This window comes from Simplicispira sp., from assembly GCF_028687295.1.
GTDB classification, from domain to species: Bacteria; Pseudomonadota; Gammaproteobacteria; order Burkholderiales; family Burkholderiaceae_C; genus Simplicispira; species Simplicispira metamorpha.
Genome location: NZ_JAQUAL010000075.1, coordinates 1 through 10,664, shown reverse-complemented (window position 1 = coordinate 10,664; position 10,664 = coordinate 1). Strand labels below are relative to the sequence as shown.

Genomic DNA, 10,664 nt, shown 5'->3' with positions numbered 1-10,664 from the left:
GCGGCCAGGATGCAGCCCAGGCCGTGCGCCACCAGCACCACCGGGCGCGGGCTGTCGATCACGGTCTCTTGCAGGCGCGCACTCCAGTCGCCGCGCAACGGGCGCTGCCAGTCGTGCTGCTCCAGGCGCTGGTGGCCGTGGAGCAGCTCCCAGCGGCTGAGCCAGTGGTCAGAGCCAGCGCCGTGCCAGTCGGGCAGGGTCAGAATCAGGGCAGATTTCACTATGTTTTTGATAGCTTATGGCGCAGATGTGCCGGGCGTTACAGGCTGTTTTGCCTGTTTTTTTGCCGCTGCGGGCCGGGGTTTGGCCGCGCCCACACGGGCCACCATCTCGCGGGCAAACTCGACAAACGCCTGGCTGCCCTTGGCCGACGGGTCGAACACCACGCCGGGCAGGCCATAGCTGGGCGCCTCGGCCAGTCGCACGTTGCGCGGGATGACGGTATCGAACACCTTGTCGCCAAAATGGCCCTTGAGCTGCTCGCTGACCTGCTGCTGCAAGGTGGTGCGCGGGTCGAACATCACGCGCAGCAGGCCGATGATTTCCAGGTCGGGGTTGAGGTTGGCGTGGACTTGCTTGATGGTGTGTACCAAGTCGGTCACTCCCTCGAGCGCAAAGTATTCGCACTGCATGGGCACGACCACGCCGTGGGCCGCGCACAAGCCGTTGAGCGTGAGCATGGACAGCGAGGGCGGGCAATCGACCAGCACAAAGTCGTAATCGGCATCGACGCTGGCCAGCGCAGCTTTGAGGCGCTTTTCGCGCTGGGGCAGCGACACCAGTTCGATCTCGGCACCGGCCAGTTCGCGGTTGGCGCCCAGCACGTGGTAGCCGCAGGGCTCGGCCAGCACGGCGGCATCGCGCACCGGGGTGGAGTCGATCAGCACGTCGTACACCGACAGGGCCAGTTGGCGCTTGTCCACGCCCGAGCCCATGGTGGCGTTGCCCTGGGGGTCCAAATCCACCAGCAGCACGCGCTGGCCGACCTGTGCCAGCCCGGCGGCAAGGTTGACGGCGGTGGTGGTTTTGCCCACGCCGCCCTTCTGGTTGGCAACACAAAATATCTTGGCCATGGTGGTGTTTACTTGGTAATAGCGAGCTTGATGCCAAAGGCAATGAGGAACACCCCGGCGGTTTTTTCCAGCACGCGGGCGATGAGGGGGTTGGCGCGCATGCGCTCGGCCAGGTGGTGCGTGAGCAGCACCACGATCAGGCCATACACCAGTGTCAGCGTGGCAATGGTGATGGCCATGACGGCAAAAGTGAACAGCCCTTGGTGGCGCTGAGTATCGACAAACAGCGGAAAAAACGCCATGTAAAACACGATGGCCTTGGGGTTGAGCAGCGTAATCAGCGCGCCCTGGCGGAAGTAATGGCGCGGTGCAATGTTCAGCACCGGCTTGGCACCGGGCGCTGCCGTGAGCATTTTCCAGCCCAGCCAGGCCAGGTAAGCGGCGCCCAGCCACTGCACGGCATGGAATGCCGCCGGGTAGGTGGCCAGCAGCGCGGCCACACCGGCCACGGCCAGCCACATCAGCACCTGGTCGGCGGCCATCACGCCCAGCGTGGCGGCCACACCGGCGCGCACGCCGCCCTTGCCGGTGGAGGTGATCAAGGCCAGATTGCCCGGCCCCGGAATGGCCAGAAACAACACGATGGCTGCGACGAAAGCGCCGTAATCTGCAATGCCAAACATGGTGGTTTCCTCCGGACTGGAGCTGCCGAGTTTACGCGACCGTCCTACAGCCGCTGCGGCGCCCGCGCGCGATCAGGCCGTGGGCCGCAGCCAGACGATGCAGCGCTCGGCGTCCAGGCCCGGCACCTGCAACGGTTCCACGTGAAACACCTGCACCGCTGCGGGCAGCGCAGCGATCTCGTCCGCCGGGTGCTTGCCCTTCATGGCCAACCAGACGGCGCCGTTGCCCAGCGCCGCCCGTGACCAACTGGTGAAGTCGGCCAACGCGGCAAACGCACGGCAACTGACCACATCGAACGGCCCGACCAACGACTCGACCCGGGCGTGGATGCCGTGCAGATTCGGCAGGCGCAGCGTAACGGCTGCCTGCTGGATGAACGCGGCTTTTTTGGCCACGGTATCGACACAGCTCACGTCCAGCTGCGGGCAGCAAATGGCAAACACCACGCCGGGCAGGCCACCGCCCGAGCCCACATCCAGCAGCCGCTGCGCAGGCGCACCGGCTTGCGCGGCCTGCGCCAGATGGCGGCGCAGCGGCCCCACCGCTGCCAGGCTGTCGAGCAGGTGGTGGGTGAGCATCTCGGCGGGGTCGCGCACTGCCGTCAGGTTATAGACCTTGTTCCACTTTTGCAGCAGCGCCATGAAGTCCAGCAGCTGCGTGATTTGGGCGTCGCTCAAGTCCAGCGCCAGGGCCTGGGTACCGCTGCGCAGGGTTGCTTCCATGGTGCTCATGCCGCCTCTCCGTTCTGGGCGGCAGCGCCCGGTGCCGGTGTGGCAAAGCCCTTGAAGCCGCCTTTCTTCAGGTGCACCATCAGCAGCGAGATGGCCGCCGGGGTAATGCCCGTGATGCGCGATGCCTGGCCCAGCGTTTCAGGCCGGTGGCGGGTCAGCACCTGGCGTGCCTCAATGCTCAGCGCCGTGACCTGCATGTAGTCCAGCTCAGGCGGCAAGCGCAGTTTTTCGTAATGGGCGGCGCGCCCCACTTCGTCGCGCTGGCGGTCGATGTAACCCGCGTACTTGGCGGCAATCTCTACCTGCTCGACCACTGGCTCGCTCAGGGCGCCCAGCGTTTCACGTGAAACATCGCTGCTGGCGTACTTGCCGCCGTCCATGTCCATCAGCGCGCCATAGGCCACATCGGGGCGGCGCAGCAGCTCGAACAGGTTGTATTCGTGCTCAATGCTCTTGCCCAGCACGCGCGCCGATTCTTCAGCGGGCAGGTTGCGCGGGTTCACCCAGGTGGATTTGAGGCGCTCGGTTTCACGTGAAACCGCATCGCGCTTGCGGCTGAAAGACTCCCAGCGGGCGTTGTCGATCAGCCCCAGCTGGCGGCCCACCTCGGTCAGGCGCATGTCGGCGTTGTCCTCGCGCAGTTGCAGGCGGAACTCGGCGCGGCTGGTAAACATGCGGTAGGGCTCGGTCACGCCCTTGGTGATCAGGTCGTCCACCAACACGCCCAGGTAGGCTTGGTCACGGCCCGGCAGCCAGCGGTCATCCGTGTAGGTGATGCTGCCTGCCGCACTGGCTGCGGCATTGCCGCCGCCCAAAGCGCGCACTTGCAGCGCCGCATTCAGGCCCGCAAACAGCCCCTGGGCCGCAGCCTCTTCGTAGCCGGTGGTGCCGTTGATCTGGCCCGCAAAAAACAGGCCCTGAATCTGCCGCGTTTCAAAGTTGCTTTGCAGCGAGCGCGGGTCAAAGTAGTCGTACTCGATGGCGTAGCCGGGGCGCAGGATGTGCGCGTGCTCCAGCCCCGGCATGCTGCGCACCAGGGCCAGCTGGATGTCAAAGGGCAGGCTGGTGCTGATGCCGTTGGGGTAGAACTCGTGGGTGGTCAGGCCCTCGGGCTCCAGAAAAATCTGGTGGCTGTCCTTGTCGGCAAAGCGGTTGATTTTGTCTTCCACGCTGGGGCAATAGCGCGGGCCCACGCCCTCGATCTTGCCGGTGAACATGGGGCTGCGGTCAAAGCCGCTGCGGATGATGTCGTGCGTGCGCGTGTTGGTGTGCGTGATCCAGCAGGGCATCTGGCGCGGATGCATGGCCGCGCCGCCATGGGCGTGCGCCATGAAGCTGAACACCGGCACCGGGCTGTCGGCATTCACACCGCCGGGCATGCCGTCGCCGGGCTGCTCGGTGCATTGGGAAAAATCAATCGTGCGGCCATCGATGCGCGGCGGGGTGCCGGTTTTCAGGCGCGCCTGGGGCAGTTGCAGCTCTTTCAGCCGCGCGGACAACGACACCGCTGGCGGGTCGCCCGCACGGCCTGCGGCGTAGTGGTTCAGGCCGACATGGATTTTGCCGTCCAGAAACGTGCCCGCCGTCAGCACCACCGTGCGGCTGCGAAAACGCACGCCCACCTGCGTGACGGCGCCCACCACGCGGTCGCCCTCCACCATCAAGTCGTCCACGGCCTGCTGGAAGATGAGCAGGTTGGGCTGGTTCTCCAGCACGCGGCGGATGGCGGCCTTGTACAAAATGCGGTCGGCCTGCGCCCGCGTGGCGCGCACCGCCGGGCCTTTGCTGCTGTTGAGGATACGGAACTGGATGCCGCTCTCGTCCGTGGCAAGCGCCATGGCGCCGCCCAGGGCATCCACCTCTTTGACCAGATGGCCCTTGCCGATGCCGCCAATGCTGGGGTTGCAGCTCATCTGCCCCAGCGTCTCGATGTTGTGCGTCAGCAGCAGCGTCTGGCAGCCCATGCGCGCAGCGGCCAGCGCGGCCTCGGTGCCCGCGTGGCCACCGCCAACGACGATCACATCAAATTCCTGGGGGTACAACATGGAACAACTCCGGGGGCAGGCACAACGGCCTGGTAGTCAACAAAGGGCCGCGCAAGGCAGGCAAGGGGGATTTGCGCCTGCACCGGTTGCGCAGCCACGCAGCAGCCAACTGGGCGCAGAAAAGGGGCAATTTTCCCACTTTGCGCACGGACTGTCGCTGGCAGTGCTGCCAAGGGCGTGGTCTTTACCCGGTGCGCTGCGGCGGTGTTTCACGTGGAACAGGCGCACGGCCTGCACGCCTGTGCTCCAATCGTGGCCATGAAAATCCTCATCTTCGCGGGCAGCACCCGCCAACAATCGTTCAACCGTCGGCTGGCGCGCGTGGCCGCTGAGATGGCACAAAGCAGCGGCGCGCAAGCCACGCTGCTGGAGCTGGGCGAGCTGGACATCCCCCTGTACAACGCCGATCTGGAAGCGCGCGGCACCCCCGCCGATGTGCGCCGCCTCAAGCAGCTGATGTGGGAGCATCCGGCCTGGATCGTCTGCACGCCCGAGTACAACGGCAGCTACACCGCCCTGCTCAAGAACACCATCGACTGGGCCTCCAGCCCCATCGCTGGCGACGCCGACTGGAGCGATGGGGTCAAGCCGTTTCGCGATACGGTGGTGGGCATGCTCAGCGCCTCCAATGGCCGCCTGGGTGGTCTGCGCGCGCAAAGCCATCTGGCGCCCCTGCTCACCAACCTGGAATGCTGGCTGGCACCGCGCGCCTACGCCCTCAGCGGCGCAGCCAGCGCCTTTGATGACCACGGCGCCCTGGTGGCACAAGACCAGCGCGAGGGCGTGCGCGCTGTGGTCGAACAGGTGCTGTGGGCAGCGCAGCGCCTGCACGGCCCGGCGGCATGAGCGCTGGCCTGGCAAGCGGCCTGAAATTTCAAGCCAAATCGGCATCCAGCGCCCGCGCAGTATGCGCTAGCAGCTATCATTAAAATAGCAAAATGGACTGCCGACCCGGCTGCGGTGCCTGCTGCACCGCCCCTTCCATTTCCAGTGCCATCCCCGGTATGCCGCAGGGCAAGGCTGCGGGTGTGCGCTGCGTGCAGCTGGGGGCCGATGCGCGCTGCCGCATCTTTGGCCAGCCAGGGCGCCCGGCGGTGTGCGCCCAGCTCATGCCGTCCGCCGAAATGTGCGGCACCTCGCAGGCCCAGGCGCTGCACTACCTGCACACGCTGGAGCAGCTGACCCGGCCCGGTGCCTGAAGCGGCGCATGGCCGCTTGGGGCGGTGCCTGCAAAAAATCCCGCCAGCGCATAGCATGGGCCGTCTTCACTTCTCAACCCAAGGATTTTTGTCCATGAAGCTGTATTACTCCACCGGCGCGTGCTCGCTGTCGCCCCACATCGCTCTGCACGAAGCGGGCCTGGCCTTTGAGGCCGTGCTGGCCAGCACCAAGACACACCAGCTGCCCGATGGCACCGACTTCTACACCATCAACCCCCTGGGCTACGTGCCCGTGCTGGAACTGGACAACGGCGAGCGCCTGCGCGAAGGCCCGGCCATCGTGCAATACATCGCCGACCAGGTGCCCGACAAAAAGCTGGCCCCGGCCAACGGCACGCTGGCGCGCTACCGCCTGCAAGAGTGGCTGAGCTTCATCGGCACCGAGCTGCACAAAGGCCACAGCCCGCTGTTTGCCCCCGGCACCCCCGAAGACTACAAACCCGTGCTGCGCCAGCGCCTGCTATCGCGCTTTGAGTGGGTCAACGCGCAGCTGGCCGACAAGGACTACCTGCTGGGCGACTTCAGCGTGGCCGATGCCTACCTGTACACCGTCTCGCGCTGGGGCCAGTTCGTGGGCGTGGACACCACCGGCCTGCCGCACCTGATGGCCTTCAAGCAGCGCATGGAAGCGCGGCCCGGCGTGCAGGCCGCTCTGCGCGCGGAAGGGCTGCTCAAATAAGCGGCTTTTGGCGCGCGGCCACCAGCGCGCCCAGCCACAGCGCTGCGGCAGAAAACACCAGGCCGCGCGCCAGTCCCCCGGGGCCGTCGGCAATCAGCCCTACCACGGTGGGGCCGACGATCTGGCCCGCTGCAAACACCACCGTGAAGGCGCTGATGCCCAGCGCCCACTGCGCAGGCGCCAGGTTGTGCCGCACCAGCGCCGTGGTCGATGCCACCACCGACAAGAACACCCCGCCAAACAGCAGCCCCGAGGCCAGCATCACCGGCCACACCGAGGTCACTGCGGGCAGCACCGTGGCCACGCCCAGCAGGCCGCACAGCACGGCCAGCGCCTGCCCGCCCCGGCTGCGGTCCAGCAGCCCCGCCCAGATGCGCGAAGACAGCACCACCGCCAGCCCCAGCAGCGCATAAAACAGCGTCACAGCAGCAGCACTGGCGCCCTGCTCGCGCAGCAGCGCCACCACAAAAGTCATGTAGCCGATGTAGCCCACGCCAAACAGGCCATAGCCCACCAGCGCAGGCGCCATGGCCCGGGCACTGAACACGCCCTGCCCTTGCGGCAACGGCACCGCAGCCGCCGCCTGCACCGCTGGCTGCGCCGCCGCATCCAGGCGCCGCAGCACCCGCACCGGCCAGACCAGCACCGCCGTGGCCAGCACGCACGCCACGGCCAGCGCCCACCAGGCCCAAGTCCAGGCATGGGGATTCGGGGCACGCTCCAGCACCCAGGGCACCAGCAGCGCCGACAGGCTGATGCCCCAGCCCGTGCCGCCGTAGTACAGCCCCAGCAGCAGGCCGCTGCGCTGGGGCGCCAGCGCACCCAGGCGCGCCGCCATCAGGCCACCGGCCACAAACACCAGCGCACTGGCCACGCCCGCCAGCAGCCGCTGCACCAGCAGCGGCGCCGCATCCAGAAAGAAACCGCACAGCCCCATGAACACCGACGCCAGCGCCGCACCGCACAGCAACACCCCTCCGGGCGCCCAGCGGCGCAGCAGCAGCGGCGTGGCCAGCGCGCCCAGCAAGTAGCCCAGCGCATTGACCGTGTTCATGCCGCCCGCCAGGGTGTACGACCAGCCCAGGTCGGCCCGCATGGGCGGCAGCAATAAAGCGTAGGCAAACCGCGTAATGCCCAACGACACCGCCGCACCCAGCGACAGCGCCAACGCCAATACCACGGGGTGCGCGCCCCCAGCCGGTGTACCGGCCCTGTTGTTTGTCTCCATGGCTAACGATTGTGCCCCACGCCCTGACCGCGCCACAAGCTATCAAAAAATGAGCTGCCAGCGCACAGCACGCGGGCGCCAGAAGCCTTTTTGGCCCAAAAACTGCGCGTGCAAAGTTTGCACAGCCCCATGCCAGCGCCCTACCATACAAGCCATGCGCTTGCAGTTACCCCACGGCACAGGGCGGTTGCGCTGGCGCGTTACGCTCTGCGCCCAAAGTGCCCTGGGGCCGTGCAGGCTCCAGGCCCGTGTTTTTTGTCCATGATCCTGAAAGGCTTCTTCATGCCCAGCTTGTTTGATCGCGTCCAGATGGGCGACATCGCCCTGGCCAACCGCATCGCCATGGCCCCCCTGACGCGCAACCGTGCCCCCGATGCCATCCCCACCGCGCTCATGGCGCAGTACTACGCGCAGCGTGCCAGCGCCGGGCTGCTCATCACCGAGGCCACCGCCATCAGCCCCCAGGGCCAGGGCTATGCCGACGTGCCCGGCCTCTACAGCACCGAGCAGCTCGATGGCTGGAAGAAGGTGACGCAGGCCATCCACGACGCGGGCGGCAAAGTGGTGGTGCAGCTGTGGCACGTGGGCCGCGTCTCGCATTCAAGCCTGCAGCCGGGCAACCTGCCGCCCGTGGCGCCATCGGCCATTGCCGCCAAATCCAAAACCTACCTCATCGACCGCGCCACCGGCCAAGGCCACTTTGCCGCCACCTCCACGCCGCGCGCGCTGGAGGTCGATGAGCTGCCCGGCATCGTCCACGACTTCCAGATCGCGGCGCGCAACGCCGTCGGCACCGCCGGTTTTGATGGCGTCGAAATCCACGCCGCCAACGGCTACCTGCTCGACCAGTTCCTGAAAACCGGCGCCAACCAGCGCCAGGACGACTACGGCGGCAGCATCAAAAACCGCGCCCGCCTGCTGCTGGAAGTGACCCGCGCCGTGGTCGAGGCCGTGGGCGGCGGCAAGGTGGGCATCCGCCTGTCGCCCGTCACCCCCGCCAACGACATCCACGACGACGCACCGCAGGCCCTGTTTGAATACGTGCTGCGCCAGCTGGGCCACCTGAACCTGGCGTATATCCACATCGTCGAAGGCGCCACCGGCGGCCCGCGCGAGCTGCCCGACCGCCCCTTTGACTACGACGCGCTCAAGGCCGCCTACCGCGCCGCTGGCGGCAAGGGCGCCTGGATGCTGAACAACGCCTACACCCGCGAGCTGGCCGAGCAGGCCGTGGCCAGCGGGCGTGCCGATGTGGTGGCGTTTGGCAAAGCGTTTATTGCCAACCCCGATCTGGTCGAGCGCCTGCGCCAGAACGCGCCGCTCAACGCCTGGGACCCAAGCACCTTCTACGGCGGCGGTGCCCAGGGCTACACCGATTACCCGGTGCTGGCGGCAAGTTAATGGTCAAAAGTGGCCGCAGCGCCCTGCCAGTAGGCGCAAGCAGCTATCAATAAAGAAGCAAAAGTGTCCCTGGCATCGCGCCAGGGCCTGCGCGCTCAGCCCAGGCCGATGGGGCTGGGGGCGCGCAGCACGATGCGCGAGAACAGGCGGTCATAGGCCGCATCGCGCGGCTGCGAATCGCACAGCGGATCGGCATTGTTGGCAAAGGCCGCATCCAGTTCACGCCAGTCGTCGCCGTCCAGGTGCTGCTGGGCCAGCGGCAGCACCTGGGTTTCTTCCAGGCGCATGTGTTCCATGTAGAACTGCACGTAGCGCGCCAGCTCGTTGGCAAAGGGCGCGCGCCGAGGCTCGCCCATCAGCTCCCAGGCCAGCAGCAGGTGCTGCAACTGGCGCACGGCGGCCTCACCGCCTGCGTGGTCTTGCTCCAGTTGGGCCAGCACCGGGGCCACCTCGGGGGCGCGCTGGAGTACCAGCGGAAACAGCAGCCGGGACTCCTTGGGGTGGTGCAGGCGCTCGGGAATCTCGTCGATGTAGAACAGCATCGCGCGCATCGAATCAAAGAATGCCTCGGGCGCATCGCCCGGGCCTTTGTCGAGCAACAACAGCAGGGAGCGCAGCACCGCTGACAGCGAGGCGTGTTCTTTGCGGATTTTTTGCAGGCAGATTGAGGGCATGGGCGGACTCCGGTAGGGCAACAACAAGGGAACGCCCCATGGTAGAGCGGGTTGGCCCTGCGCGACACCCGGGTTGACCACACCCGGGGCGCGGTGCGCGCTCAGGCCAGCCGTGCCATGGCCTGGGTGCGGTGCCGGGCCGCAGCGCGGGTGGGCGCCAGTGCCTGCCCATCCTGCACCCCTTCGGCCAACCGGAACTGCTGCACCACCTGCGACAGGCGATCGGCCTGCTCGCGCAGCGACTCGGCCGCCGCCGCCGACTCTTCGACCAGGGCGGCGTTTTGCTGCGTCATGCGGTCAATCTCGCCCACCGACTGGTTGACCTGGCCGATGCCCGCCGACTGCTCGGTGGCCGCCGCCGTGATCTCGCCAATGATGTCGCCCACGCGCTGCACGCTGCCCACGATCTCCTGCATGGTCTTGCCCGCGTCTTCCACATGGCGCACGCCGCCTTCGACGGCGCTGACGCTGTCGTCAATCAGCTGCTTGATTTCCTTGGCGGCGGCGGCGCTGCGCTGCGCCAGGCTGCGCACCTCGCTGGCCACCACGGCAAAGCCCCGGCCTTGTTCGCCCGCACGGGCAGCTTCCACGGCGGCGTTGAGCGCCAGGATGTTGGTCTGGAAGGCGATGCCATCGATGACGCCGATGATGTCGGCAATCTTGCGGCTGGCCACCGAGATGCCGTGCATGCCCGCCACCGCCTGCTCCACCACCGCGCCGCCGCGCGTGGCCGTGCCCGAGGCCGACACCGACAGCTGGTTGGCCATCTGCGAGGACGTGGCCGTCTGCTGCACCGTGCTGGTCAGCTGCGAGAGCGAAGTCACCGCCTCTTGCGCGTTGCTGGCGGTCTGCTCGGTGCGCACCGACAAGTCCTGGTTGCCCATGGCGATTTGCGCGCTGGCCGTGGCAATGCTGCCGCTGGCATCGCGCACCTGCGCCACCAGCGCGCTCAGGCCCTGCTGCATCTGGGCCAGGGCGCGTTGCAGGTC

At 67.2% G+C, this 10,664-nt stretch carries 12 protein-coding genes; 4 read left to right on the top strand and 8 right to left on the bottom strand.

Going from position 1 to position 10,664, the window contains the following annotated elements; translation table 11 throughout:
* The 5 genes from PHX69_RS09900 to mnmG form a co-directional block, all read right to left on the bottom strand.
* Positions 1–221 (bottom strand): RBBP9/YdeN family alpha/beta hydrolase (locus tag PHX69_RS09900; protein WP_288043549.1); only part of this gene is annotated, 221 nt, incomplete at its 3' end.
* 15 nt (positions 222–236) lie between these two features.
* On the bottom strand, positions 237–1,073 hold the full coding sequence (locus PHX69_RS09895) for a ParA family protein (RefSeq protein WP_288043548.1): 837 nt from the start codon (positions 1,071–1,073) through the stop codon (positions 237–239).
* 8 nt (positions 1,074–1,081) lie between these two features.
* Complete coding sequence (locus PHX69_RS09890; protein WP_119012132.1) at positions 1,082–1,696, bottom strand: LysE family translocator; 615 nt, start codon at positions 1,694–1,696, stop codon at positions 1,082–1,084.
* A 72-nt stretch (positions 1,697–1,768) separates the two neighbouring features.
* On the bottom strand, positions 1,769–2,428 hold the full coding sequence (gene rsmG, locus PHX69_RS09885) for a 16S rRNA (guanine(527)-N(7))-methyltransferase RsmG (RefSeq protein ID WP_288043547.1): 660 nt from the start codon (positions 2,426–2,428) through the stop codon (positions 1,769–1,771).
* Positions 2,425–4,473 carry a tRNA uridine-5-carboxymethylaminomethyl(34) synthesis enzyme MnmG gene (mnmG, locus tag PHX69_RS09880; protein ID WP_288043546.1) on the bottom strand — a complete coding sequence of 683 codons (2,049 nt, stop codon included), beginning with the start codon at positions 4,471–4,473 and terminating at the stop codon, positions 2,425–2,427. Before mnmG ends, rsmG begins: the two co-directional genes overlap by 4 nt.
* A 258-nt stretch (positions 4,474–4,731) precedes the next feature.
* Here mnmG and PHX69_RS09875 point away from each other — a divergent pair, with 258 nt between their 5' ends.
* The 3 genes from PHX69_RS09875 (at position 4,732) to gstA (ending at position 6,372) form a co-directional block, all read left to right on the top strand.
* Positions 4,732–5,319 carry an NADPH-dependent FMN reductase gene (locus PHX69_RS09875; protein WP_288043545.1) on the top strand — a complete coding sequence of 196 codons (588 nt, stop codon included), beginning with the start codon at positions 4,732–4,734 and terminating at the stop codon, positions 5,317–5,319.
* 92 nt (positions 5,320–5,411) lie between these two features.
* Positions 5,412–5,672, top strand: coding sequence for a YkgJ family cysteine cluster protein (locus PHX69_RS09870; protein WP_288043544.1), 261 nt, complete (start codon positions 5,412–5,414; stop codon positions 5,670–5,672).
* A 94-nt stretch (positions 5,673–5,766) separates the two neighbouring features.
* Positions 5,767–6,372, top strand: a complete 606-nt coding sequence (gene gstA, locus PHX69_RS09865; RefSeq protein WP_288043543.1) for a glutathione transferase GstA — start codon at positions 5,767–5,769, stop codon at positions 6,370–6,372.
* Here gstA and PHX69_RS09860 read toward each other — a convergent pair.
* A complete protein-coding gene (locus PHX69_RS09860; RefSeq protein ID WP_288043542.1) occupies positions 6,365–7,600 on the bottom strand; it encodes a YbfB/YjiJ family MFS transporter in 1,236 nt (411 codons plus the stop codon). The genes gstA and PHX69_RS09860 overlap by 8 nt on opposite strands.
* A gap of 282 nt (positions 7,601–7,882) precedes the next feature.
* Here PHX69_RS09860 and PHX69_RS09855 point away from each other — a divergent pair, with 282 nt between their 5' ends.
* Entirely contained in the window at positions 7,883–9,001 is a 1,119-nt protein-coding gene (locus tag PHX69_RS09855) for an alkene reductase (protein ID WP_288043555.1), read from the top strand.
* 95 nt (positions 9,002–9,096) lie between these two features.
* Here PHX69_RS09855 and PHX69_RS09850 read toward each other — a convergent pair whose 3' ends face one another.
* Positions 9,097–9,675, bottom strand: coding sequence for a hemerythrin domain-containing protein (locus PHX69_RS09850; RefSeq protein WP_119012139.1), 579 nt, complete (start codon positions 9,673–9,675; stop codon positions 9,097–9,099).
* 101 nt (positions 9,676–9,776) lie between these two features.
* A partial coding sequence (locus PHX69_RS09845; protein ID WP_288043541.1) for a methyl-accepting chemotaxis protein occupies positions 9,777–10,664 on the bottom strand: 888 nt, incomplete at its 5' end.